This is a genomic window from Falsiroseomonas sp. (assembly GCF_030695085.1).
GTDB lineage: Bacteria > Pseudomonadota > Alphaproteobacteria > Acetobacterales > Acetobacteraceae > Falsiroseomonas.
Window position 1 is genome coordinate 16914 of sequence record NZ_JAUYTS010000047.1, and the last position, 24037, is coordinate 40950.

General features: G+C 71.1%; 20 protein-coding genes. 10 read left to right on the plus strand and 10 right to left on the minus strand.

The genetic code is table 11. From position 1 onward, the window contains the following. The first annotated feature begins 12 nt into the window (after nucleotides 1-12). The 3 genes from Q8S40_RS05400 to Q8S40_RS05410 all read left to right on the plus strand — a co-directional run bounded on the left by Q8S40_RS05400 (nucleotide 13) and on the right by Q8S40_RS05410 (nucleotide 2800). Nucleotides 13-1452, plus strand: a complete 1440-nt coding sequence (locus Q8S40_RS05400) for a M17 family metallopeptidase (RefSeq protein WP_305669577.1) — start codon at nucleotides 13-15, stop codon at nucleotides 1450-1452. Further along, on the plus strand, nucleotides 1452-1910 hold the full coding sequence (locus Q8S40_RS05405; protein ID WP_304810769.1) for a DNA polymerase III subunit chi: 459 nt from the start codon (nucleotides 1452-1454) through the stop codon (nucleotides 1908-1910). Before Q8S40_RS05400 ends, Q8S40_RS05405 begins: the two co-directional genes overlap by 1 nt. Before the next feature lie 68 nt (nucleotides 1911-1978). After that, nucleotides 1979-2800: an N-acetylmuramoyl-L-alanine amidase gene (locus Q8S40_RS05410; protein ID WP_305669578.1), complete on the plus strand. Its 822-nt coding sequence runs from the start codon at nucleotides 1979-1981 to the stop codon at nucleotides 2798-2800. A 6-nt stretch (nucleotides 2801-2806) separates the two neighbouring features. On the opposite strand, the gene arsJ is transcribed toward Q8S40_RS05410, so the two are convergent. The 6 genes from arsJ to Q8S40_RS05440 form a co-directional block, all read right to left on the minus strand. Next, nucleotides 2807-4045, minus strand: a complete 1239-nt coding sequence (gene arsJ / locus Q8S40_RS05415) for an organoarsenical effux MFS transporter ArsJ (protein WP_305669579.1) — start codon at nucleotides 4043-4045, stop codon at nucleotides 2807-2809. A gap of 127 nt (nucleotides 4046-4172) precedes the next feature. Beyond that, a complete protein-coding gene (locus Q8S40_RS05420; protein WP_305669580.1) occupies nucleotides 4173-5216 on the minus strand; it encodes an ArsJ-associated glyceraldehyde-3-phosphate dehydrogenase in 1044 nt (347 codons plus the stop codon). Then, nucleotides 5213-6070: a metalloregulator ArsR/SmtB family transcription factor gene (locus tag Q8S40_RS05425; protein WP_305669581.1), complete on the minus strand. Its 858-nt coding sequence runs from the start codon at nucleotides 6068-6070 to the stop codon at nucleotides 5213-5215. The genes Q8S40_RS05420 and Q8S40_RS05425 overlap by 4 nt, the downstream gene beginning before the upstream one ends. Nucleotides 6071-6186: 116 nt before the next feature. Then, entirely contained in the window at nucleotides 6187-7239 is a 1053-nt protein-coding gene (locus Q8S40_RS05430; RefSeq protein WP_305669582.1) for an ArsO family NAD(P)H-dependent flavin-containing monooxygenase, read from the minus strand. Between the two features lie 5 nt (nucleotides 7240-7244). After that, the gene (locus Q8S40_RS05435) at nucleotides 7245-8204 is read right to left on the minus strand and encodes a tripartite tricarboxylate transporter substrate binding protein (RefSeq protein ID WP_305669583.1); all 960 of its coding nucleotides are present in this window, start codon (nucleotides 8202-8204) and stop codon (nucleotides 7245-7247) included. A gap of 277 nt (nucleotides 8205-8481) precedes the next feature. Beyond that, on the minus strand, nucleotides 8482-10356 hold the full coding sequence (locus Q8S40_RS05440; protein ID WP_305669584.1) for an ABC-F family ATP-binding cassette domain-containing protein: 1875 nt from the start codon (nucleotides 10354-10356) through the stop codon (nucleotides 8482-8484). Nucleotides 10357-10436: 80 nt separating this feature from the next. On the opposite strand from Q8S40_RS05440, the gene Q8S40_RS05445 reads away from it, so the two are divergent. Then, nucleotides 10437-10928, plus strand: coding sequence for a deaminase (locus Q8S40_RS05445; protein ID WP_305669585.1), 492 nt, complete (start codon nucleotides 10437-10439; stop codon nucleotides 10926-10928). A 139-nt stretch (nucleotides 10929-11067) separates the two neighbouring features. Continuing rightward, the gene (gene ndk / locus Q8S40_RS05450) at nucleotides 11068-11490 is read left to right on the plus strand and encodes a nucleoside-diphosphate kinase (protein WP_304810753.1); all 423 of its coding nucleotides are present in this window, start codon (nucleotides 11068-11070) and stop codon (nucleotides 11488-11490) included. 57 nt (nucleotides 11491-11547) lie between these two features. On the opposite strand, the gene Q8S40_RS05455 is transcribed toward ndk, so the two are convergent. After that, nucleotides 11548-12168 carry a TetR family transcriptional regulator gene (locus Q8S40_RS05455; protein WP_305669586.1) on the minus strand — a complete coding sequence of 207 codons (621 nt, stop codon included), beginning with the start codon at nucleotides 12166-12168 and terminating at the stop codon, nucleotides 11548-11550. 74 nt (nucleotides 12169-12242) lie between these two features. Between Q8S40_RS05455 and Q8S40_RS05460 the strand changes: the two genes are divergently transcribed. Next, entirely contained in the window at nucleotides 12243-12695 is a 453-nt protein-coding gene (locus tag Q8S40_RS05460) for a cupin domain-containing protein (protein WP_305669587.1), read from the plus strand. Nucleotides 12696-12765: 70 nt separating this feature from the next. Here the strand turns inward: Q8S40_RS05460 and Q8S40_RS05465 are convergent, their stop codons facing one another. From Q8S40_RS05465 to purM, 3 genes are read right to left on the minus strand one after another with little or no spacing between them, the layout of a single operon-like run. Then, the gene (locus Q8S40_RS05465; RefSeq protein ID WP_304810747.1) at nucleotides 12766-12924 is read right to left on the minus strand and encodes an aa3-type cytochrome c oxidase subunit IV; all 159 of its coding nucleotides are present in this window, start codon (nucleotides 12922-12924) and stop codon (nucleotides 12766-12768) included. Between the two features lie 23 nt (nucleotides 12925-12947). Further along, complete coding sequence (gene purN, locus Q8S40_RS05470; RefSeq protein ID WP_305669588.1) at nucleotides 12948-13619, minus strand: phosphoribosylglycinamide formyltransferase; 672 nt, start codon at nucleotides 13617-13619, stop codon at nucleotides 12948-12950. Between the two features lie 2 nt (nucleotides 13620-13621). Then, nucleotides 13622-14683, minus strand: coding sequence for a phosphoribosylformylglycinamidine cyclo-ligase (gene purM, locus Q8S40_RS05475; RefSeq protein ID WP_305669589.1), 1062 nt, complete (start codon nucleotides 14681-14683; stop codon nucleotides 13622-13624). A 113-nt stretch (nucleotides 14684-14796) separates the two neighbouring features. Here purM and Q8S40_RS05480 point away from each other — a divergent pair, with 113 nt between their 5' ends. From Q8S40_RS05480 to Q8S40_RS05495, 4 genes are all read left to right on the plus strand, one after another. Continuing rightward, nucleotides 14797-15519: a hypothetical protein gene (locus Q8S40_RS05480; protein ID WP_305669590.1), complete on the plus strand. Its 723-nt coding sequence runs from the start codon at nucleotides 14797-14799 to the stop codon at nucleotides 15517-15519. Further along, nucleotides 15503-16108 (plus strand): CDP-alcohol phosphatidyltransferase family protein, encoded by a 606-nt coding sequence (locus tag Q8S40_RS05485; protein WP_371136807.1) that lies wholly within the window; start codon nucleotides 15503-15505, stop codon nucleotides 16106-16108. The genes Q8S40_RS05480 and Q8S40_RS05485 overlap by 17 nt, the downstream gene beginning before the upstream one ends. Further along, nucleotides 16105-17310: an AI-2E family transporter gene (locus tag Q8S40_RS05490; protein WP_305669591.1), complete on the plus strand. Its 1206-nt coding sequence runs from the start codon at nucleotides 16105-16107 to the stop codon at nucleotides 17308-17310. The genes Q8S40_RS05485 and Q8S40_RS05490 overlap by 4 nt, the downstream gene beginning before the upstream one ends. Before the next feature lie 137 nt (nucleotides 17311-17447). Continuing rightward, nucleotides 17448-24026 (plus strand): autotransporter-associated beta strand repeat-containing protein, encoded by a 6579-nt coding sequence (locus tag Q8S40_RS05495; protein WP_305669592.1) that lies wholly within the window; start codon nucleotides 17448-17450, stop codon nucleotides 24024-24026. Nucleotides 24027-24037 lie beyond the last annotated feature (11 nt).

A 24037-nucleotide genomic window follows, 5' to 3' on the forward strand; every position in this document is an offset into this window, starting at 1 on the left:
CCCCGCCATCCCATGCTGAAGCTTTGCTTCCGGCGCGGCGATCCCACCCCCGGCCTGCCCGTGATCTGGCCGTCCGGCCAGGACTGGCCGGCGGAGATCACCGCCCTGGCCCAGGCCGCCGGTTTCGGCGCCGAGGCCGGCCGCGTGCTGGATGCGCCCGGCCTGCCGCGCCGCGTGCTGGTCGGCCTGCCGGCATCCCCGCTTCGGCTGGATTGGGAAAAGGCCGGCGCCGCCGCCGCGGCGGTGCTCGCCGAAGCGCCCCTCGCCATGGTCGCCGCGCCGGGCCTGGCGCCGGATTCGGTGGCCGCCTTCGCCGCCGGTATGGCGCTGCGCGCCTGGCGCTTCGACCGTCACCGCACCCGCGACCGCAAGCCGGCGCTCGCCCGCGTCACCTGCTTGGTGGCCGACCCCGCCGCCTGCCGCGCCGCATGGGAAGCGGCGGCACCGGCCATCCGCGGTTGCCTGTTCGCCCGCGACCTGGTCTCGGAACCCGCCAACCACCTGACCACGCGCCGCTTCGCCGCAAGGCTGGAGGACCTCGCCGAATTCGGCATCCAGGTCGATATCTGGGGCCGCAAGCGGCTGGAAAAGGCCGGCTTCGGCGCCCTGCTGGCGGTCGGCCGCGGCGCGGCGGAACCACCGCGGCTGGCCGTGCTGCGCTGGCCTGGCCGCTTCGACGCCCCGCCCATCGCCCTGGTGGGCAAGGGCCTGGTCTTCGACACCGGCGGCATCTCCATCAAGGGCGCGCAGGGGATGGAGGCGATGCGCGCCGACATGGCCGGCGCGGCCGCCTGTGCCGGCGCCATACTGGCCCTCGCGCTGCGAAACTGCCCCGCCCCGGTGGTGGCCGTGCTGGCGATCGCGGAGAATGCCACGGGCGCGGACAGCTACCGCCCCGGCGACGTGCTGCGCACCGCCTCCGGCCGCACCGTGGAGGTGGTGGATACCGACGCAGAAGGCCGCCTGGTGCTGGCGGACGCGCTGCATCACGCGACGGCCACGCTGGGCGCGCGGGTTGTGGTGGATCTGGCGACGCTGACGGGGGCCATCGTCACCGCCCTCGGCCCGCACCGCGCCGGGCTGTTCGGCAATGATGCCGCGCTGCTGGCGGCGCTGGCCGCTTCCGGGGAGGAAACCGGGGAGCATCTGTGGCCGATGCCGATCGGCGCCCGGCACCGCACCGATTTGCACAGCGACATCGCCGATATCCGCCAATGCATGCCCGCCGGCGCCGGCCGCCTGCAGCCCGATGCCAGCCACGCCGCCGCCTTCCTGGCCGAATTCGCCGGCCCCACGCCCTGGGCGCATCTGGACATTGCGGGGGTGGACACGCAGGACAAGCCGCATGACCTCGGCCCCGCAGGCGCCACCGGCTTCGGCGTGCGGCTGCTGGATCGGCTGCTTTCGGCACAGTATGAGGAGCCGCCGGAACCTGCGGGAGGCCGCCCCTGATGGCCGATTACGGCTTCTACCATTTGACCCGGACGCCGCTGGAACAGGCGTTGCCGAAACTGCTCGGCCGCGTGCTGTCGGGTGGTGGCCGCGCCATGGTGCGGCTGGCGGAACCGCAGCGGCTGGAGGCGCTGGATGCCGCGCTCTGGACCTGCACGGACCCGGATTGGCTGCCGCATGGCTCGCCCCGCAGCGGCCACCCGCATCTGCAACCGATCTGGCTGACCACGGAGGATGCGGGGCCGGAGGGTGCGCCGAATGGCGCGCGCTTCCTGTTCCTGCTGGAAGCCACGCAATCCGAACGCCTGGACGCCTTCGACCGCGTGCTGGACCTGTTCGATGGCGGCGATGCGGAAGCCGTGGCCGCCGCCCGCAGCCGCTGGCGCACCGCCAAGGCCGGCGGCCACGCGCTGACATACTGGCAACAGGGCGCGCGCGGCTGGGAGAAGAAGGCCTGAAGGTTCTGATTGCAACCGGCGAATGAAAAAGGATAGTGTTCCTAACCCAGCCGTAGGGGAACACGCCGATGCACATCGAGAACCACCGCCTCAAAGACGTGCCCTTCGACGCCACGCCGCATATGGGCCGCGAGATCACGCCGCGCTTCCTGGTGATGCACTACACCGCCGGCGGCTCCGCCCTGAACTCCGTCCGCGCCATCCGCAACCGCGGCCTGTCGGCGCATTTCTTCGTCGATCGCGACGGGGCCATCATCCAGACCGTACCCTGCAACCGGCTGGCGCATCATGCCGGACCGTCGCAATGGCGCGGGCATGACGGGCTGAACAACTGCTCCATCGGTATCGAGATCGCCAATCTCGGCTGGTTCGACCGCAAGGAGGCGGCGGGCTGGACCCGCAGCGACCTTGGCGGCCGTTGCCTGCCGGAGCCGGAGGTGCTGATCGCCCGCCACCGCAATGGCGGCCCCAGCATGGGATGGGAAGCCTATCCCGAGGCGCAGCTCAAGGCCCTCGCCGCGCTGACCGAGGCGATCCGCGCCGCCTATCCCAGCATCCAGGAGGTGGTGGGCCATGACGACATCTCCCCCGGCCGCAAGCTGGACCCCGGCCCGGCCTTCCCGCTGGCGCGCTTCCAGCATCTGGGCGGCGCCGCCGGGTCCGGCACGCTGGCGGAGAACGACCTGGGCGCCTTCGAGGTCTCGTCGCGCGACAATCTGAACCTGCGCGGCGGCCCGGGCACCGGCTTCACCGTGCTCGGCAAGCTGGCGCCGGGTACCAGGTTGCGCGTGTTGCGGGAGGAGGGCGATTGGCGCCTGGTGGATCTGCAGGGCGATGCCGTGCCGGACGGTTTTGTTCATGGCGCCTTCCTCCGCCGCATTGGCGGCTGAAGGGCGTCAGCGCACCGCCGTTGTCCTGACCACCGGCAGCGCCGTGGTCAGCGCCCAGCAGGCCAGCAGCATCAGCGCCGACCCGGCGAGGCAGGCCGCCAGCCCGCCCATGCCATACAGCAGGCCCGAGAGCAGCGTGCCGCCGAAGCGCCCGGCGGCATTGGCGGCGTAGTAGAAGCCGACATCCTCCGCCGCCTTCTCCGACCCCGCATAGGCCAGCACCAGGTAGGAATGGACCGAGGAATTCACCGCGAAGACGAAGCCGAACAACCCCAGCCCCACAACCACCACCAGATCCGGCCGCGGCACATCCGCCATCAGCGCGGCGGCCAGCGCGATCGGCAGCAGCGCCAGCAGCAGCGACCACAGCCGCGCCGCCGGCACTTCGGAAGACAGCCCATCCGCGCTGCGCCGCACCACCGCCGGTGCGGCAGCCTGCACCACGCCATAGCCGATGGTCCACAGCGCCAGGAAGCCGCCGACCATCGGGAAGCTCCAGCCCGAGGCGTAGAGAAACACCGGGAGCCCGACGACGAACCACACATCCCGCGCGCCGAACAGAAACACCCGCGCCGCCGCCAGCAGGTTCACGCCACGGCTCTTGCCGAGAAACTCCCGCGCATTCCGCGACGGCTTGGCCCGGCCCATCAGCGGCGGCAGCGACAGCAGCACCGCGACCAGGATCACCGCGAGCCCTGCCGCCATGACCCAGAGCGCGCCGCGGAACCCCACCACCTCCAGCAGCACGCCGCCGAGGAAAAAGCCTACCCCCTTCATCGCGTTCTTGCTGCCGGTGAAGAAGGCGACCCAACGGAACAGTTGGCCGGAAGCCTCCCCCGCCGTCAGCTTGATCGCCGATTTGCTGGCCGTCTTGGTGAGGTCCTTGGCCACGCCGCAGACGCCCTGCGCCATCACCACCCAGATCACGGAGGTCACCGCCGCCCAATCCGGCGACATCGCCGACAACATGAGAAAGCCCGCGATCTGCGTCGCCAGCCCCACCGCCAGCATCCGCGCAATGCCGAAGCGCACCGCCAGCCAGCCGCCGATCAGATTGGCGCCGACGCCCGCCGCCTCATACAGCAGGAACAGGAAGGCCAGCGTGAAGGGCGAATAGCCGAGGCGGAAGAAATGCAGCAGCACCAGCATCCGCAACGCGCCATCGGTCAGCGTGAAGCCCCAATAGGCCGCGGTGACGATGGCGTAGTTGCGCGTACCCGCGCTGCTGCCGACGGCGGTGCTCATCCTCTTTCAAGCCCCTCAAGCGCCGGGCGCCGCGCATCCGCGCGGCTTGGCTTCGCCGCATTTGCGGCGGGCGCCATTCGGCGCCTCGGCCCTGCGGGCCGCAGGTTGGGGATCACTGAGCCTGGTGTCACAGCCCGACCTTTTCCATATGGCAGGCGAGGTCCACCATGCGGCAGGCATAGCCCATCTCATTGTCGTACCAGGCATAGACCTTCAGCAGCGTGCCATCCGTCACCAGCGTGCTCGGCGCATCGATGATGGCGCTGCGCGTGTCCCGCGCATAATCGATGGACACCAGCGGCCGCGCCTCATAGCCCAGGATGCCCGCGAGTGGCCCTTCAGCGGCGGCGCGGAACAGGTCATTCACCTCCGCCACGCTGGTCTCCCGCTTCATCTCGAAGACGCAGTCGGTCAGCGATGCATTCAGCACCGGCGCGCGCACCGCATGGCCATCCAGCTTGCCCTTCAGCTCCGGATAGATCAGCGCGATCGCCGTGGCGCTGCCCGTCGTCGTCGGCTGCAAGGACAGCATGGCGGACCGCGCCCGGCGCAGATCCTTGTGCGGCGCATCGACCACGACATTCGTGTTGGTCGGATCATGAATGGTGGTGATCTGGCCGTGCCGGATGCCAATCGACTCATGCACCACCTTCACGACCGGGGCGAGGCAGTTGGTGGTGCAGGACGCCGCGGTGACGATCGGGTGTTTTGCAGGGTCGTACAAGTGCTCGTTCACGCCGACGACCACGTTCAGCACGCTGTCGAACTTCACCGGCGCCGCGACGATCACCCGCTTCGCGCCGCGGTCGAGATGGCCTTGCAGAACCTCCGGCGTCAGGAACTTGCCAGTGCATTCCAGCACCACATCCACGCCCATATCGCCCCAGGGAATGTCGCCGGGCCTGGCATGTTCGGAAAAGGACAAGCGCCTGTCGCCGATGCGAATGGCGTCCTTGCCCTCCGCCGCGATGCCGCCGCGCCAGCGGCCCTGCACGCTGTCGAATTCCAGCAGATGCGCGCAGGCGGCCGCCCCGCCCTTGATCTCGTTCAGATGCACCAGGTCCAGCCGGTTGCCGGCGCGCGGATCCTCCGCCTGGCGATCCGCCGCGCCCAGCGCCGCGCGCAACGCCAGCCGCCCGATGCGGCCCATGCCGCTGATCCCGACCCTCATACGCGCGCCATCCCTTGTGGAGTTGCCAATTCATCCAGCCGCGCCTTCAGCGCCATGCGGTCCAGCGTGCCGAAGGGCAGGCTGGTGAAGATGCCGAGGCGCCGTTGCAGCGCGGCATACAGCTCATTCAGCAGCGTCGCGCGTTCCACGGCGCTGCCGGAGAACTTCGCCGGGTCCGGCAGCGGCCAGGCGGCGGTCAGCGCGGTGGCGCCGAAATCCGGGCAGGCCTGGCCGGCCAGCGTGTCACACAGTGCGATCACGAAATCCATGCGCGGCGCGTCCGGCCCGGTGAAGACATCCCAGGATTTTGAATGCTGCGCGGACACGTCATGGCCGAGCGCCTTGAGCTGGTTCAGCACCTCCGGCAGCGGCCCCTCGGCCGCCGGTTCGGACCCGGCCGAGAAGGCACGAAAGCGGCCCTCGCCGATCCGGTTCAGGATGGCCTCCGCCATGATCGACCGGGCGGAATTGCGCGTGCACAGGAACAGCACGTTGAAACGTGGCGCTTCCATTCGGGGGGTCTCCCTCTCGGTGTCGAACAGGCGGTGCAGGTCGCCGCAGCGCGCCGGCTCCCCGCCGCAGCAGGCCTCCGCCAGGAAGGCGACCAGCCCGCGCAGGCGTACGATCTGCGCGGCATAGACCAGGCTGCGACCATGCCGCGTCGCCGCGACCAGCCCCGCCTGTTCCAGCGCCCGCAGGTGGAAGGACAAGGTGGAGGCCGGCACGCCGAGCCGCGCGCCGATCTCGCCCGCCGGCAGCCCGGAAGGCCCCGCCGCCAGCAGCGCGCGCATCAACTCCAGCCTGGTGCCCTGGCCGAGGGCGGTGAAGCCTAGGGCCGCCTGTTCGCTGTCCATGCTTCCAGTAATATCGAAAGATCAGGCCGCGCGGCGTGACGCTTCGATGAAAGCTGGCAGCTTGCCTTGACGCATTTTCCGGGTCGCCTTGCGAAGCTGCAAGGCTCGAAAATGCTCTACGCCAAGGCCCGCACCACGCCCTGCACCGCCTCCCGCGCCGCACGCGTCACCCCGGCCAGGGTGGCCGAGGCCATGCCGGTCCAGTCGCCATAGCCGAGCAGCCACAAGCGCGGCTCCGCCACCGCCCGGCCATCCGGCCCCACCGCCACCTGCCCCTCCGCATCCAGCACCCCGAGCGGCGCCAGATGGCCGAGCGCCGGCCGGAAGCCGGTGCACCACAAAATGGCATCCGCCGGAATGCGCGTGCCATCCGCCCAGACCGCCGCATCCGCCTCCAGCCGCGCGAAGCCGCGCAGGCTGCGGTCGAAGACGCCCCGGGCGCGGGCTTCCCGCACCGGCGGCACGGCGACGATATTGCCGAGGCCGCCGAGTGCCTCCGGCGGCGGCCTGCCCTCCCGCTGCGCCTGCCAGCGGGCGGTGGCGCGCTCGAACAGCACGCGGCCATCGACGTCATCCGGCAGGAAGACCGGCGGCCGTTCCGTCACCCAGGTGACCTCCGCGGCGTGGCGGGACAATTCGGCCAGGATCTGCGCGCCGGAATTGCCGCCGCCCACCACCAGCACCCGCTGCCCGGCGAAATCCTCCGGCCGGCGATACTGCGCCGAATGGCACTGCACGCCGCGGAACTGGTCGCGGCCGGGAATGTCCGGGATGAAGGGGTGGCTCCAGGTGCCGGTGGCGCTGATCACCGCGCGGGCGGTGAGGTCCGCACCCTCCAGCCGCAGCCCCTCGGCGGCCCGGTGCACCGCCGCCACCCGCACAGGCCGGCGCACCGGCAGGGCGTAGCGCGCCTCATAGGCCGCGAGATAGGCCAGCACATCCCGCCGCGGCGGGTAGCCCCCATCGGCCGGCGGCGTCATGGCCCAGCCGGGCAGGGACGACCATTGCGCCGGGGAGAACAGCGTCAGCGACTCCCAGGCATGACCCCAGGCGCCACCCGGCGCCGTGCCGTCATCCAGGATGGCGAAGGTCAGGCCGGTACGGCGCAGGAAATACCCCGCCGCCAGCCCTGCCTGGCCGCCGCCGATGATGGCGACGTCCAGCGTCACGGGTCTCAGCCGTCCAGCTTCACGCCCGTCAGCTCCACCAGCTCCGCCCAGCGCGCCACCTCGGCCCGCTGGAAAGCGGCGAAGGCGGCGGGTGCCAGCGGGTCCAGCGTGAAGGCGGCGGCCACCAGGCGGCGCTTCACCTCGGCATCCTCCAGCGCGCCGAGGAAGGCCTGCGCCAGCCGTTCCGCCGCTGCCGCCGGCACGCCGGCCGGGGCGAACAGGCCGAACCAGGCATCCACCGCCATATAGGGCACGCCGGCCTCCACCGAGGTCGGCACATCGGGGAATTCCGCCAGCCGCGCCGGCGCGCCGATCTGCAAGGCGCGCAGCCGGCCATCCTTCACCAGCCCCGCCACGGTCGGGAAGGTCGAGGTGTAGAAATTCACCACCCCCGCCACCGTATCCGTCGCCGCCGGCGCCGCGCCCCGATAGGGCACATGCGTGGCATTCAGCCCCGACCGCCGCACGAAGCTCTCCGAGATCACATGGCTGGCCGACCCGGCGCCCGAGGAAGCATAGCTCACCGCGCCGGTCAGCTTCGCCAGATCCGCCATGCTCCGCGCCGGCGAATTGGCCGGCACCACCGTCGCATGATGCACCGTCGCCAGCTTCGCCACGGGGGTGAAGCTGTCCACCACATGATAGGGCAGGCGCGCCATCATCGCCTGGTTCGAGGCATGGGTCTGGTTGTGGCCGAGGATCAGCGTCAGCCCATCCGGTGCCGCCCGCGTCGCGGCCTCCGCGCCGATCACGCCACCGGCGCCTGCGCGATTATCCACCACCACCGGCTGGCCGAGCGTCGCCGCGGCATGTTCGGCGGTGACACGGGCCAGGATATCGGTCGGCCCGCCGGGCGGCGCCGGCACGATCAGGCGGATTGGTCCCGCCCCCTGCGCCCTGGCGCCCGGGATGATGGCAGGCGCGGCCAGAAGCGGCAGGGCCAGAAGGCTGCGGCGGCGGAGCATGATGCGGTTTCCCCCAGGACTTGCCTTGCGTTTGGCAACCTCCGCCCCGGCCCGTCAAGTGCCCTCGTTCACGCCTGCGGCACCCTGCACGCCAAGGTTGCAAGCGGCCTCAACCCTGGCGCAGGCTGCCCAGGCACAAGACCGGGAGGAATGAGGCCAATGAGAGCCGATCCGCCGACCCTGGAGCGCAGCCCCGCCGAGCCCGCCACCGCGCGCGCCCTGTGGCCCACCTTCCTGCGCCGCACCCTGGCCGAGGAACTGGTGCAGCCCGCGCCGCTCAGGCCGCGTCCAACTGCTCCGACAGCTTCAGCCACTCCTCCTCCAGAGTCGCGGTCTGGCGGGAAATGACGATGCGGCGGGTATTGGCCCAGGTGATGTCCTCGGGCTTGCGCTTGGCGTAGGTCGCGGGGTCGGACAGGCGCTTCTCGATCAGCCTGGCTTCCAGCGCCAGCTTCTCCATCTCCCGCTCGATCTCCTTCAGCCGGGTCCGCATGGGCGCGAGCGCGGCGCGGGAGGAGGCTGATTTCTTCCGCTCCAGCGAGCCCTTGCCGCCGCCCTCGGCCTCCTGCGGCCGGCCGCCGCTCCGGGCGCGATCCGCCAGCAGGGTGCGGTATTCATCCATGTCGCCGTCGAAATTCTTCACCTGGCCATCGGCCACCAGCCACAGCCGGTCCGCGATCAGCTCCACCAGATGCGGATCATGGGTGATCAGCAGCACCGCGCCGCCGAAATCCGCCAGCGCGCGCACCAGCGCCTCCCGCGCATCGATGTCGAGGTGGTTGGTCGGCTCGTCGAGGATCAGCAATTGCGGCGCATCCCGCGTGCACAGCGCCAGCAGCAGCCGCGCCTTCTCCCCGCCCGAGCAATTCGCGATCTTGGTCTCGGCACGCTCCACCGTCAGGCCGAAGCGGGCGAGCTGGCTGCGACATTGCGCGACAGTGGCGTTGGGCAGGGCGGCCTGCATATGCGTCAGCGGCGTTCCGCTGGCGTCCAGATCCTCCGATTGATGCTGCGCGAAGAAGCCCACGCGCAGCCGAGGCGCCCGCTTCACCGTGCCCTTGGACGGCCCGAGCCGCCCGGCCAGCAGCTTTGCCAGTGTCGACTTGCCGTTGCCATTGGCGCCGAGCAGCGCGATCCGGTCATCCTGGTCGATCCGCAGGTCGAGGCCCCGCAGGATCGGCGCGCCGCCATAGCCGACCTCGACGTGTTCGAGCGCGAGCACGGGCGGCGCCAGCTCCTCCGGCTCCGGGAAGGCGAAGGTGGTGGAGGCGTCCTCGATCACCGCATCCAGCACGGGCAGCTTTTCCAGCGCCTTGATGCGCGACTGCGCCTGCTTGGCCTTGGACGCCTTGGCGCGGAAGCGATCGACGAAGGCCTGCATATGGGCACGTTGCGCCGCGATCTTGCCGCGCTGCGCCTCCACCTGCGCCGCGCGTTCCGTCCGCACCCGGACGAAGCGTTCGTAGTTGCCGGGGTAGTACAGGATCTTGCCGCGATCGAGATGCGCGATGCCGCCCACCGCCCGGTCCAGCAGCCCGCGATCATGGCTGACGATGATGGCGGCACCGGAGAACCGGTTCAGCCAGCCCTCCAGCCAGAGCGTCGCCTCAAGGTCGAGGTGGTTGGTCGGCTCGTCCAGCAGCAGCAGGTCCGGCTCCAGGAACAGCGCGCGGGCCAGGGCCACGCGCATCCGCCAGCCGCCCGAAAAACTGTCCAGCGGCCGCGCCTGCGCCTCCGCATCGAAGCCGAGGCCGGCCAGCACCGTCGCGGCGCGGGCCGGCGCGGCATCGGCCTGGATCGCCATCAGGCGCTCATGGATTTCCGCCGCCCGGTTCGCCTGGTCGGGGCGTTCCAGCGCCGCCAGCAGCTCGGCGCGTTCGGTATCGGCCTCCAGCACCGCCTCCAGCAGGCTGCCCGGCCCACCCGGCGCTTCCTGCGAGACCACGCCCATGCGGGCGCGGGCGGCCAGGCGGATCTCCCCGCCATCCGGGATCAGCTCCTTCGTGATGGCCTTGAGCAGCGTGGACTTCCCCGCGCCATTGCGCCCGACCAGGCCGAGCTTGTGCCCGGTATCGAGCGTCAGCTCAGCCCCATTGAGCAATTCCCGCCCGCCAAAGCGGATGGTGAGGTCGCGGATGATGAGAACGGTCATGCGCCGCTTCATAGCGGGCCTTTCCCGCCAGGCGTAGGGGCTTCAAGCTGGGCGTCCCTTCACACAGCGAGGCGTCCGCCATGGACCAGACCGACGAGACCTTCATGCGCCGCGCCATCGCGCTGTCGCAGCAGGCCGCATCCACCCCCGGCGCGCAGCCCTTCGGCGCGGTGGTGGTGAAGGATGGCGTGGTGGTGGGGGAGGGGTTCAACCAGGCGATCGGCAAGCTCGACATCACCTCGCATGGGGAGACGGAGGCGATGCGCGATGCCTGCCAGCGCCTCGGCACGCTGGACCTGACCGGCTGCACCGTCTTCACCTCCTGCGAGCCCTGTGCGCTGTGTGTGGCGACCATGCAGATGGCGAAGGTCGATGCCGTTGTCTTCGCCGCCGCCCTGTCCGACAGCGCCCGCGCGCTGGCCGGCGTCGGCCCGGCGCGGCGCTTCCGCACGGATATCACCGCGGTGCGGGCGGAAGCCTCTGGCCCCATCGGCCAGGGCCGCATGAAGGCGCGCCGGGCGCTGGTGGCGGAGGCGGTGGGGGTGCTGGAGGCCTGGGCGGCGCAGCCCTGAATGGGGGCCTCCGGGCCGGGCCTGAATTGGGCCTCCGGCCCGGGCCGGAACGGTCCTGGGAGCCAGCCGTAACCGGCCCGACCCTTGCGCCCGCGCCAAACCCCGCCTATCCGGCGCGCCACCAACCAAGGATCATCCCATGGCCATCGAGCGCACCTTCAGCATCCTCAAGCCCGACGCCACGCGGCGCAACCTGACCGGCAAGATCAATGCCGTGTTCGAGGAAGCGGGCCTGCGCATCGTCGCCCAGAAGCGCATCCACATGACGCGCGCCCAGGCCGAGGCCTTCTACGGCGTGCACCGTGAGCGCGGCTTCTTCAACGACCTGGTGACCTTCATGATCTCCGGCCCGGTCGTCGTGCAGGTGCTGGAAGGCGAGAATGCGGTTGCCAAGCATCGCGACGTGATGGGCGCCACCAACCCGGCGAACGCCGCCGAGGGCACCGTGCGCAAGCTGTTCGCCGAGAGCATCGAGGCCAATAGCGTGCACGGCTCCGACAGCCTCGAGAACGCCGCGATCGAGATCGCCTACTTCTTCGCCGGCACCGAAATCGTCGGCTGATTGGCAAAACGCCCCTCTCTCCCGCGGAGAGAGGGGCTCGGGCGTCGCCACGTCCCTCTAGACCCCTGGCGGCAGCAGCCGATCCAGGATCGCCTCGACGGTCAGCGCGGTAATCCGCGCCGCCTCGGCATCCTCCAGCCGGCACACATCCTTCAGGGCCAGCCAGGCCTCCAGCCCCGTCGCGCCCGACAGCGCGTGCACCAGCACGGCAAGATCCCCCGCCGGCATCCGCGCGCGGAGCGGCGCCAGCGCCAGTTCGTACATCGCCAGCCGCCGCCCCCCGCGCAGTTGCGGCGCCGAACCGGGCCCGGCCTGGGCCGAGGCTTCCAGCGACTTGGCCAGGTACAGCCGGAAGCCACGTTCCTGCGCCCGCGCGGCATCGGACAGGTAGCGATGCACGCGCCGCACCCGGTCCCGCACCTCCGTCGCATCCCCCACGACCTCCGCCGGGCTGGCGAAGGCGCCGTCCAGCGCGGCCTCCATGGTCAGGGTCTCGGGCGTGGTGAAGTAGCGATAGGCACTGGCCTTGGAGATGCCGGCCTCGGCCGCGGCGGCCGTCACCGTCACCGGCACGCCACGCGCCATCAAGGCCCGGGCGGCGGCCAGCAAAGCCTGGCGGGTGCGGAGCTTCTGGGCGCTGCGGCCCGATTCAAGCGAGGTGGACAGGGCAGGCTCCATATAAGACACTTGTCTCTTAAAGAGACTGATGTCTAATGTGGGCGCCGTTCCACCCTTTCGCAAGGAGATCCGTCGTGGCGGAATCCGAGAGCTACCACCTGTTCGGCAATGTCCTGACCTTTCGCACCCGGCCCTCCCGCGGCGCGCCGTTCCTGTTGAGCGAATGCCGTTCGGCCCCCGGTGCCGGCGCGCCGCCCAACCGGCACCCGGAGGATGAGGAGGCGTTCCGGATCCTGTCCGGGACCTACGAATTCCGGGTCGATGGCGTGGTTCGCGTGGTGGGCCCGGGCGACTGGGTGCCGATCCCGACCGGCGCGCCGCATGATTTCCGCAACATCGGCGCGGAGGAGGCGAGCATGCTCATCCTCAACTGGCCGGGCCGGCAGCATGAGGAGTTCTTCAGCACGCTGGGGGAGAAGGTGGCGGCCGACGCGCCGGCCAGAACCCCGTCCGGCCCGCCGCCGGAGGCGGTGCTGGCCGATCTGCGCCGCCTGTCGGCGGCCTGCGGGGTGGAATTGCTGGTCTGAACCCGGGTGCCGGTGGGCCGGCAGCATCCGGGGATGGGCGGTTGTCAGGGCGCCGCGGCGCCCCGGCGCCTCAGACCAGGAAGATCCACATCAGTACCAGGATGGCGACCGTCACGCCGATGCTCCAGGTGGTGGCGCGCAGGAAGCCGCCATAGAGGCCCTGGCGCTCCGCCATCAGATCCTCGGCCTTCACTTCGACCATCTCGTACGTCGTTGCCTCTTCGGCCATGACCACCCTCATCCGGATACGCGTCAGTCCCAGGTTGTAGGTAGCGCGGCGGGGGCCGGCAAGGGGTTTGCCAGCGCACCTTGCGCGCCCGGCGCGGTCACCACCGCCAAGTCTCCCTGCATCCGCACCTGGCCCGAGGCCAGCCAGGCGAGCGCCGCCGGATACAGAAGATGTTCCTGTTCCAGCACCCGCGCCGCCAGCGCCGCCTCGTCATCCTCCGGCAGCACCGGCACAGCCGCCTGGGCCAGGATCGGCCCCTCATCCACGCCGGATCGTACCAGATGCACCGTGCAGCCATGCAACTTCACCCCGGCCGCCAGCGCCCGGGCATGGGTGTCCAGCCCCTTGAAGCTCGGCAGCAGGGAGGGGTGGATGTTCACCATCCGGTCGCGCCAGCGTTCGACGAAGCCCTCCGTCAGCACCCGCATGAAGCCGGCGAGTGCCACCAGCTCAATCCCGTGCCGGGCAAATTCCGCCTCCATCGCCCGTTCGAAGCCGTCGCGGTCCGTCTTGAAGGGCCGGCTTTCCACCACCGCGGTGAGCACGCCCGCCGCCTGCGCCACGGCGAGCCCCGCCGCATCGGCCCGGTTCGACAGCACCAGCGCGATGGTGGCCGGGTAGCCCGGTGCGGCGGCGGCGCGCAGCAGCGCGGCCATGTTGCTGCCGCGGCCGGATATCAGGATGGCGACGCGCATGGTCAGGCGGGCCAGCCGGCCCCCAGATGGTCGATGCGCACCGCGGCGGCCCCTTCGCCGGCCTCCAGCACGCCGATCCGGAACACGGTCTCGCCCGCCGCCTCAAGCTGCGCCTTGGCGGCCTCGGCCTCGGCCTCACCCACCACGAGCACCATGCCGAGGCCGCAATTGAACACCCGCAGCATCTCCTCCGCCGCCACATTGCCCTGGCGCGCCAGCCAGCCGAAGACCGGCGGCAGCGACCAGGCCCGGGCATCGAGGGCTGCGACCACCCCGGTGGGCAGCACGCGCGGCAGGTTGCCCGGCAGCCCGCCGCCGGTGATGTGGGCAGCGGCCTTCAGCAGCCCCGCCTTGTGCAGCGCCAGCACCGGCTTCACGTAGATCCGGGTCGGCACCAGCAGCGCCTCTGCCACCGTCTTCCCGCTCGCGAAGGGGGCGGGGGCTTCCAAGGTCAGATTGGTGCCTTCCAGAATCCGCCGCACCAGCGAGAAGCCATTGGAATGCACGCCGGAACTGGCCAGCCCCAGCAGCACATCGCCCGGCCCGATATCCGGCCTGGGCAGCAGCGCGTCACGCTCCGCCGCGCCAACGGTGAAGCCGGCCAGATCGTAGTCGCCGCCCTTGTAGAGGCCCGGCATTTCCGCGGTCTCGCCACCCACCAGGGCGCAGCCGGCAATCCGGCAGCCTTCCGCGATGCCACCCACCACGGCGGCAGCCTGCGCAACCTCCAGCTTCCCGGTGGCGAAATAGTCCAGGAAGAACAGCGGCTCCGCCCCCTGCACCACCAAATCGTTGACGCACATCGCCACCAGGTCCTGGCCGACGAAGCCATGGATGCCGGAATCGATGGCGAGCTTCAGCTTGGTGCCCACCCCATCGGTGGAGGAAACCAGCACCGGGTCGCGGAAGCCGGCCGCCTTCAGATCGAACAGGGCGCCGAAACCGCCAAGCCCGCCCATCGTTCCAGGCCTGTCGGTGCTGCGGGCGAGGGGCTTGATCACCTCCACCAGCGCGTCGCCGGCTTCGATATCCACCCCCGCGTCACGGTAGGTCAGGCTGGTCATGGCGGCCCCCGATCGGGTATGCGTGAGAGACGGAAAAGGATTGCGAGATGCCGGTTACAAGCATGCCGGGCGACCTGCGGCCGGCCCAGCGGGGCGGAAACAACCACGCGCGCGTGACCTCCGCAATCCGTATGCTCGGCCTGGCCTTGCTGCTGCTGTGCGGCGTGGCCCTGGCGCCGGCCGTGGCGCAGGAGGACCCGCTGGTGCAGCGCGGCGTTCCCGCCACGGCCACGGCGGAAACCGCGGTGCTGGCGCGGGAGCAGGCGCTGAACGCCGGCCAGCGCCTGGCCTATGAGCGGATGGCCGCCAGCCTCGGCCTCAACCCCAACGCCTCCACCCAGCAGATCGAGTCCATGGTGCGGTCGCTGGTCATCGAATCGGAGCGGATCACGGCGCGGACCTACACCGCCCGCATCACGGTGAACTTCAACCCCCAGCGCGTGGCCGCCGCCGGTGGCCGCATCCCCGCCAGCCCGGATTCTGCGGCGCCCACCGAGGGCACGCAGCCCTCGGAGGCCCCGGCGCCCGCCATGGCCAGCGGCCCGGCGGTGACCACGGTGGACGCGATGGCCAGCTATCGCAGCTTCGCGGAATGGGTCGAGATCACCCGCCGCCTGGAATCCGCCCCGCCCGTGGCCCGGGTGCAGGTCGTTTCCGTGGCCGGGGACCAGGCACGTTTGCGGCTCGGGCTGCGGAGCCAGGCGCCGGAGGCCGCGTTGGCGCTGGCCTCGGCGGGTCTGGCCCTGGCCCCCGCGACGCCTGCGCCCTTCGACCCCCGCAGCGGCGCGGCTTCCACTGGCGAGGGATGGCGCCTGAGCCTTGCCGGGTTCCGCTGACACGCCCGGGCCTGAAGCGCCCCGGCCTGAAGCGCCCCGGCCTGAAACCGATGCCGGGCCGTTCACGCTGCCCAACGCCATCACCTTCGCCCGGCTCTGCGCGGTGCCCGCCGCCATCTGGCTGATGCTGCACAACCGGCTGGACATGGCGTTCTGGGTTTTCGTCGCGGCCGGCATCTCGGATGGTCTGGATGGCTGGCTGGCGCGGGTTCGCAACAGCCGCTCCGCCCTGGGCGCCATGATGGACCCGGTGGCGGACAAGGCGCTGCTGGTCTCGGTCTATGTCACGCTGGCGGTGCTCGGCGTGCTGCCGGACTGGCTGGCGATCCTGGTGGTGTTCCGCGATCTGCTGATCGTCGGCGGCGTTGTCGTGCTGTATATGCTGGGGCAGCCGCCGCTGATCAAACCGCTGTGGATATCCAAGCTGAACACCGTATTGCAGATCGGCCTCGCGGCCTTCGCCCTGCTGATGGCCGGATACGGGCTGGGAACCCGTGCGCTGCTCGATGCGGCGATCTGGCTGGTGACCGCGACCACCTTCGCCTCCGGCGCCGCCTATGTGGTTCAGGCGGCCCGTTCCGGTAAATGAACCGTCCGCCGCCCCAGTTGCCGCCACCCAGCCTGCCACCGGCGGTGAAGATGCCGGCCGGCGAATTGCCGAAGCCGCGCCCCGGCCCGGCACCGCTGCCGCCGCCGGTACAGCCGGGCCGGCTGGCGACGCGGGGCGAACGCTGGGCCATGGTGATCGGCACGCTGGCGGCGCTGCTGCTGGCGACGTGGATGTTCTCGGCCATCCTGACGCCCTTCGTCCTGGCCGGTTGCATCGCCTATTTCCTCGACCCGCCGACCACCCGTCTGGCCCGCATCGGCGTGCCGCGGCCGGTGGCGGCCTTCCTGCTGGTGCTGGGGCTGACGGCGCTGGCTCTGCTGGCGCTGCTGCTGCTGTATCCGCTGCTGGTGGCGCAGATCGGCGTGCTGGTGCTGCGCATGCCCGCCTATGTCGCCGGGATCGGCCAGGCGGTGCGCCAGGCGCTGGAGGCCGCGCAGAACGCCCTGGGGCCGGAGGTGGTGGACGCGCAGCTGCGGGACCTGGTGATCGGCCAGGCCGGGCAGATCGTCACCTTCCTCGGCTCTGCCGTGGCGCGGCTGATCGGCGGCGGCGTGGCGCTGTTCAACGTGTTCGCGCTGCTGGTGGTGACGCCCGTCGTGGGCTTCTACCTGCTGCGCGACTGGCAGCGCATGATGAGCCGCATCGAGAGCTGGCTGCCGCGCAAATCCGCCCAGACGTTGCGCCAGCTGGCGCGGGATACGGACCGCGTGCTGTCCGCCTGGCTGCGCGGCCAGCTTCTGTGCTGCGGCATCCTGGCCGCCTACTACGCGGCCGCCCTGTCGGCGCTGGGGCTGGAGTTGGGGCTCACGGTGGGGCTGCTGGCGGGGCTGCTGTCCTTCATCCCCTATGTCGGGTCGCTGACCGGCTTTGTCATGGCGGTGGTGCTGGCGGTGGCGCAGTTCGGCACCTGGAACGAGGTGCTGCTGGTGGTCGGCGTCTTCCTCGTCGGTCATATCGTCGAGGGCTACATCATCTATCCCCGGCTGCTGGGCGACCGGGTGGAGCTGCACGCGGTCTGGGTGATCTTCGCCCTGTTCGCCGGCGGCGTGGCCTTCGGCTTCCTCGGCGTATTGCTGGCGGTGCCGATGGCGGCGGCGATCGGCGTGATCGCGCGCTACTGGCTGCGCCGCTACCTGGAAAGCCCGCTGTATCTGGACCCGCCGCGCACCGGCAGCGGCTGAAGGCGGCCAGGCCAACCCTCCCCCCAGGGAATTACGTGTTGGGGCATGATCGTTGCGTTTACCGGACGGTAATCAGGCAGCGGCTAGGAGGCATCAGGCAGAAAATCCTGCCGGCCTTCGTGGAAAGACTCCGCCGCATGAAATCCCGACGCTCCCGCAAGGCCCGTCCGGCCGCGCCGCGCGCCATCCTCATCGTTCCGGTCATCATCCTGGCTGGCATGGCGATGCCCGCCAGCGCAGGGGAGATCCTGACCACCGATCGCACCCTGTCCGGCACCGTGGATGGCGCGCTGGGCAGCGGCTACCTCGTGCAGGGCGGCACGCTGACCATCAACAACGCCACCGTCTTCAACTTCATCACTCAGGGCGGCGCGGGTTCGGGCGGCGGCGCGGGCCTCGGCGGTGCGATCTTCATCGATTCCGGTGCGGCGGCGGTCCTGAACAGCGTCACCATGTCCGGCAACGCGGCCATCGGTGGCACCGGCGGCAACGGCACCACGGGCGGCGTGCTGAACGGGCTGATGGTGCCCTCGGCCAATGGTGCCACGGGTGCTGCCGGCAGCGTGTTCCAGGACAATGTCATCCTGTTCGGCGATGGCAGCGGCAATGGCGTGGCCGGCACCAACGGCCTGGTCGGCGGCAGCGCCAGCAACGGCTTCGGCGGCACTGGCGGACGCGGCGGCGATGGCAGCGAGGGCTGGAGCAGCAATCCGCGCCTCTACGCGGAGGAAGCCCTGGCGATCATCGCGGAGGGTCTCGCCATCGCCGACCTCTCGGCGGCAAGCTCCGCGATCCCGCCGAATCCCGCGGACGTCATCGCCAAAACCGCCGCCCTGGTGGCGGCAACCGCGCAGCTGGCGATCGCGACCGCCGACCTGATCCAGTGGGAACTGGACAACAGCAACGGCAATATCGGCTTCGGCGGTGATGGCGGCACAGGCGGTGCCGGTGGCGATGGCAGCTTCGGCTTCGGCGGTGGCCGCGGTGGCGCCGGTGGCAACGGGGCCGATGGCGGCGGCGGTGCGCGGGATGGCTTCGGTGGTGACGGCGGCACCGGCGGGCAGGGCGGCTTCGGCGGCGGTGGCGGGCGTGGCGGCGCGGGCGGCATCGGCACCATCGCCGGCAGCGCGGGCGAGGGCGGCGCGAGCGGCTTCGGCGGCGGCAGCGGCAGCAGCGGTGCGGGCGACGGCGGCGGCGGCGGCTCCGGCCTCGGTGGCGCGATCTTCGTGCGCGATGGCGGCAGCCTGACCGTCACCGGCAATTCCACCTTCGGGCGCAACAACATCCAGGCCGGCGGCAGCCTGAATGGCGGCGCGGCCGGCGAGGTCGCGGGCAGCGACATCTTCATCATGCGCGGCGCCACGGTGAATTTCGCCGCCGGCACCGGCAACACCATCACCGTCAATGGTGGTATCGCCGATGACAGCTCCGCCAATATCAGCTTCGGCGGCGTGCCGAACGGGCAGGGCGCCGATGTCACCATCAGCAGCGGCCTCACGGTGTTCAATGCGGCCAACAGCTATACCGGCCAGACCATCATCACCGGCGGCGCGCTGCGGGCGCAGGATGGCGTCGGCCTGACCGCCAACAGCAACCTGAACCTGGCCGGCGGCGTGCTGGAAGCGAGCGGTGAATTCGACCGCTTCACCGGCACCTTCGCCGATCGCGTGCAATGGACCGGCTCGGGCGGCTTCGCCGGCGTGGGGGATGGGCTGGTCGTCCGCCTCAATGCCGGCACCACCCTGACCTGGGGCCAGGGCAGTTTCGTCAGCGGCAGCAACGCGCTGATCTTCGGCTCCGCCACCGGCACCGCCGATGTGGATTTCCAGAACGGCATCAACCTGGCCGGCGCGGCGCGGAACATCCATCTCGGGCACGGTACGGGTGTGACAACGACCATGTCCGGCGTGCTGTCCAATGGCGGGCTGACCCTGACCGCGGGCAACAACGCGGCGCAGCTCATCCTGACCGCCGCCAACACCTATGCCGGCGCCACCACCATCGATGCCGGCGTGCTGGTGTTGCAGGGGGCGGGCAGCATCGCGCAGTCCAGCGGCGTCACCATCGGCAGCCATGGCACGATCGACATCAGCGGCACCGATGCCGGGGCCAGCTTCGTGACGCTGGCAGGCGATGGCGGCGTGGCGCTCGGCGCGCAGACCGCGACCGTGACCAATGGCAGCACCAGCTTCGGCGGCGTCATTTCCGGCACCGGCGGCCTCACCGTGGCAGGTGGCACGCAGACGCTGGGCGGTGTGAACAGCTTCACCGGCGCCGCCACCATCGACAGCGGCGCGACCCTGGCGCTGACCGGCACCGGCAGCATCGCCGCGGCCTCGGGTGTCGAGGCCAATGGCCAGTTCAGCATCGCCGGCACCAGCGCGGGGGCGAGCATCGCCACCCTGTCGGGCAACGGCACGGTGGCGCTGGGCGCGCAGACGCTGAGCATCGCCGAGGGCGCCACCAGCTTCGCGGGCAACATCAGCGGCACGGGTGGGCTGACGGTGGCCGGTGGCACCCAGACCCTGACCGGTGCCAACGGCCTGACCGGCGTGGTGCAGGTCGATGACGGCGCGACCCTGGCGCTGGATGGCGGAAGCGCCGGCATCGCCACGGCCAGCCAGGTGCAGATTGCCGGCACGCTGGATGTCTCGGGCAATACCAGCACCGACATCACCACCCTGTCCGGCAGCGGCGATGTCGCGCTCGGTGCGGCGGCGCTGCGGATCACCCAGGGCAGCACCAGCTTCGCGGGCGACATCCAGGGTAGCGCCGGCAGCGCGCTGACCATTGGCGGCGGCACGCAGACCCTCAGCGGCGCCAGCACCCTGGCGGGTGCCGTCACCATCGACCACGGCGCGGTGCTGGCGCTGACCGGCACCGGCGGCATCGCCGCGGCTTCCGGCGTCGCGGCGAATGGCAACCTGGACATCGCGGCCACCAGCGCGGGCGCCAGCATCACCACCCTGTCGGGCAATGGCAGCGTGGCACTGGGCGCGCAGACCCTGACCGCCACCCATGGCAGCACCAGCTTCGCGGGCGGGATCGGCGGCAGCGGCGGGCTGACCGTCTCCGGCGGCACGCAGATGCTGAGCGGCACGAACGGCTTCACCGGCGTGGCCAGCATCGCCGATGGCGCGACGCTGGCGCTGACCGGCAGCGGCCGCATCGCCGATGCAGCCAGGGTTCAGGCCGATGGCACCCTTGATATCTCTGCCACCAGCGCGGGCGCCGAGATCCGCACCCTGGCGGGCGCGGGCCATGTCGCCCTCGGCGCGCAGCGCCTGACGGTGACGGCCGGCAGCACGGAATTCGCGGGCGACATCGCCGGCACCGCCAGCCCGCCGCCCAGCAGTGACATGCTGCCGCTGGGCAGCCCCAATAGCGCCCCCAGCAGCAGTGGCGGCCTGACGATCCATGGCGGCACGCAGACGCTGAGCGGCCAGAACAGCTTCACCGGCAGCGCGATCGTGGACAGCGGCGCGACGCTGGCGCTGACCGGCACCGGCAGCATCGCGGCGGCGGAGCGGGTGCAGGCGGATGGCGAATTCAACATCGCCGGCACCAGCGCCGGCACCGCCATCCGCAGCCTGACCGGCACCGGCTCCACGGTGCTCGGCGCGCAGACGCTGACGGTCACGGCCGGTGCGGATAATTTCGCCGGCACCATCTCGGGCAGCGGCGGCCTGACGGTCAGCGGCGGCACGCAGGCGCTGTCCGGCAGCAATGCGCTGACCGGCGCGGTGGTGGTGGAAAGCGGCGCGCGGCTGGACATGCTGGGCGCCGGCAGCATCGCCGCCGCCAGCCAGGTGCAGGCCGATGGCCGCTTCGACATCGCCAGCGCCTCCGGCCAGGTGGCGATCCGCACCCTGGCGGGGGCGGGCGATGTGACGCTCGGCGCGCGCACGCTGCGCGTCACCGCCGGCAGCACCGAATTCGCTGGCAATGTCGCCGGCACCGGCACGCTGGCGATCGGTGCCGGCACGCAGCGCCTGTCCGGGGCCAACAGCCTGACCGGGATGGTGCAGGTGGACTCTGGTGCCACCTTGCAGATGGTCGGCAGCGGCAGCATCGCCTCGGCGTCGGAGGTGCGCGCGGATGGCGTGCTTTCGCTGATCAACACCACCAATGGCGCCGCCATCACCACGCTCTCCGGCGGCGGCGTGGTGCTGCTGGGCGCGCGGGACCTGACGGTGACGGCGGGCAGCACCAGCTTCGCGGGCGGCATCGCCGGCAGTGGCGGCGTCACCATCACTGGTGGCACGCAGCGGTTCAGCGGCCAGAACGTGTTCCAGGGTCCGCTGACCATCGGCGCCAATGGCACGCTGGACCTGCTCGGCACCGGCAGCGTGGCGGAAGCCTCGCGCGTCGATCTCGCCGGGCGGCTGGATATCTCCGGCACCAGCGCGGGGGCTTCCGTCACCACCCTGGCCGGCTCGGGCACCGTGGCGCTCGGCGCGCGCACGCTGAATGTGACGAACGGCTCCACCGATTTCGCCGGCACCATTGGCGGCACCGGCGGCTTCGCGGTCAGCGGCGGCACCCAGACACTCAGCGGCCTCAACACCTATTTCGGCGGCACCCGCGTCAGCAACGGCGGCACGCTGGCCATCGCGAGCGATGCGGCGCTCGGCGCCGCCTCCGGCGGTGTCACGCTGGATAACGGGCGGCTGCGCTTCCTGGCGGACACGGCCTCCGCCCGCGCCTTCACCATGGGTGGCCAGGGCACGGTCGATACCAACAGCCAGGCGATCACCCTGTCCGGCACCATCGGCGGCAGTGGCGGGCTGGTCGCGGATGGCGGCGGCGTGCTGACGCTGACCGCGGACAACAGCTATGCCGGCGGCACGCTGGTGATCGGCGGCACCACACTGGCGGTTGCCAAGGATGCGGCGCTGGGTGCGCCGGATGGCATCGTCATCATCGACAACGGCAAGCTGCTGGCGCTGGCGGATTTCGCCTCCACCCGCCCGATCCAGGTGAACACCCTGGGCGAGATCGACGCCAATGGCTTCGTCCTGAGCCTCAGCGGCCCGATCAATCTCCAGCAGGAAAATGCGCCGGACCTGGTGCTGTTCAACGGCGATGCGACGGTGCAGGGCCCCATCACGGTGGATGCCAGCGGCCTGACCGTCCTGTCCAACGCCATCCTGCGCGGCACCGGTGAGGTCTTCACCCCAACGACGATCCAGGGCGTGCTGGCCCCCGGCGCCAGCCCGGGCACGCTCACCTTCCTGGCGCCGCTGGTGATCTCCCCCAGCGGCACGCTGCGGCTCGATATCGATATCGATGGCACCGGCACCGGCAGCGGCGCCGGCAATTACAGCCGCGTGGTGCTGGTGGGCAGCGGCAGCAGCTTCACCGCCCAGGGCGGCAGCCTGGTGCCGCTGCTGCGCGGCATCAGCGGCAGTGCGACCAACAGCTACACCCCGCCGGTCGGCCAGGGCTTCACCGTGGTGCAGGCCGAGGGCGGCGTCTTCGGCAGCTTCGCCGGCATGACGCAGCCGGAAGGGCTGCTGCCCGGCAGCCGGATGGATGCGCTGTATCGGGCCCAGGCGCTGACGCTGCACGCCACGCCCGCCAGCTACACCAGCCTGAACCCCTTCGGCGTCGGGCTGACGCCGAACCAGGCGCAGGTCGGCCTGGGGCTGGATGCGCTGCGCCCGGCACCGGGCCTGCGCACCAGCGCGGCGGCAACCGATGTGCTGGCCACGCTGTTCAGCCAGGTTCCGGCCGCCCTGCCGCCGATCATGACGCGGCTGGCCGGCACCCTCTATGGCGACGCGCTGATGGTCGGCCTCGACCGCAGCCGCGGCTTCGGCGAGGCGATCGCGGACCAGACGGCCGCACGGCGCGGCCTGACCGGCCAGGCGGCGACCAGCGGCGATGGACGGCGCACCGCCTGGGCCACCGGCTTCGGCGGCAATGCCCGCTTCGGTGCCACGGGTGATACCGGCTACCGCAACACCACCACCGGCATGGCGGCGGGTGCCGATATCCGCCTCGATGCCGGCCTGCTGGTCGGCATGGCGCTCGGCGGCAGTAGCGGCCGGATCACCGCCTCCGACGCCGATGCGCGCGTCACCGGCACGATGGTGCATGGCGGGTTGTATGGCGGCTGGACCGGCGGTCCCTTCTATGTCGATGGCCAGCTCGGCCTGAGCCATGCGGAGGTGAATGCCCGCCGCAACCTGGGCGTGAACGGCCTGACGGCGCGCGGTTCCGGCAGCGGCCTGGGCGGCAGCGCCGCCATCGAGGCCGGCACCCGGCACCAGCTTGGCGGCTGGCAGGTCCAGCCCGGCATCGGCCTGCGCTACGACACGCTGCGCCGCGGCAGGCTGACCGAGGATGGCGCCAGCGTGCTGTCGCTCGCGGTGGAGGACAGCCAGGCCAGCAGTCTGCGCGCCACCGCCGGAATCCGGCTGGAAACCACGCTGAACCTCGGCGAGGGCTACCAGCTTCGCCCGCATCTCCGCCTGCATGTGGCGCAGGAGATGGGCGATACGGATACCAGCACGACCGCCGCCTTCACCGGTGCGCCAGGTGCGGCGATGGTGGCGCGCACCGCCAGCCGCGGCGGCACCGCCGGCCTCGGCGGGCTGGGGCTGGAGCTGACGCTGCCGAACGGCGTGGCGCTGTTCGCCGGCTATGGCGGCACGGTGCAGCAGCATGTCTCGCAACATGCCGGCACCATCGGCCTGCGGTACCAGTGGTGAGCGGCAGGGCA

Excerpts from the sequence above, each read along its gene's own strand:
- Q8S40_RS05465 (WP_304810747.1), bottom strand. The coding sequence starts at position 12,924 with ATGGCCGAAGAGGCAACGACGTACGAGATGGTCGAAGTGAAGGCCGAG.
- Q8S40_RS05440 (WP_305669584.1), bottom strand. The coding sequence starts at position 10,356 with ATGACCGTTCTCATCATCCGCGACCTCACCATCCGCTTTGGCGGGCGG.
- Q8S40_RS05420 (WP_305669580.1), bottom strand. The coding sequence starts at position 5,216 with ATGAGGGTCGGGATCAGCGGCATGGGCCGCATCGGGCGGCTGGCGTTG.
- arsJ (WP_305669579.1), bottom strand. The coding sequence starts at position 4,045 with ATGAGCACCGCCGTCGGCAGCAGCGCGGGTACGCGCAACTACGCCATC.
- Q8S40_RS05445 (WP_305669585.1), top strand. The coding sequence starts at position 10,437 with ATGGACCAGACCGACGAGACCTTCATGCGCCGCGCCATCGCGCTGTCG.
- Q8S40_RS05405 (WP_304810769.1), top strand. The coding sequence starts at position 1,452 with ATGGCCGATTACGGCTTCTACCATTTGACCCGGACGCCGCTGGAACAG.
- Q8S40_RS05400 (WP_305669577.1), top strand. The coding sequence starts at position 13 with ATGCTGAAGCTTTGCTTCCGGCGCGGCGATCCCACCCCCGGCCTGCCC.
- Q8S40_RS05490 (WP_305669591.1), top strand. The coding sequence starts at position 16,105 with ATGAACCGTCCGCCGCCCCAGTTGCCGCCACCCAGCCTGCCACCGGCG.
- Q8S40_RS05455 (WP_305669586.1), bottom strand. The coding sequence starts at position 12,168 with ATGGAGCCTGCCCTGTCCACCTCGCTTGAATCGGGCCGCAGCGCCCAG.
- Q8S40_RS05495 (WP_305669592.1), top strand. The coding sequence starts at position 17,448 with ATGAAATCCCGACGCTCCCGCAAGGCCCGTCCGGCCGCGCCGCGCGCC.
- Q8S40_RS05410 (WP_305669578.1), top strand. The coding sequence starts at position 1,979 with ATGCACATCGAGAACCACCGCCTCAAAGACGTGCCCTTCGACGCCACG.
- ndk (WP_304810753.1), top strand. The coding sequence starts at position 11,068 with ATGGCCATCGAGCGCACCTTCAGCATCCTCAAGCCCGACGCCACGCGG.
- Q8S40_RS05425 (WP_305669581.1), bottom strand. The coding sequence starts at position 6,070 with ATGGACAGCGAACAGGCGGCCCTAGGCTTCACCGCCCTCGGCCAGGGC.
- Q8S40_RS05435 (WP_305669583.1), bottom strand. The coding sequence starts at position 8,204 with ATGCTCCGCCGCCGCAGCCTTCTGGCCCTGCCGCTTCTGGCCGCGCCT.
- purM (WP_305669589.1), bottom strand. The coding sequence starts at position 14,683 with ATGACCAGCCTGACCTACCGTGACGCGGGGGTGGATATCGAAGCCGGC.
- purN (WP_305669588.1), bottom strand. The coding sequence starts at position 13,619 with ATGCGCGTCGCCATCCTGATATCCGGCCGCGGCAGCAACATGGCCGCG.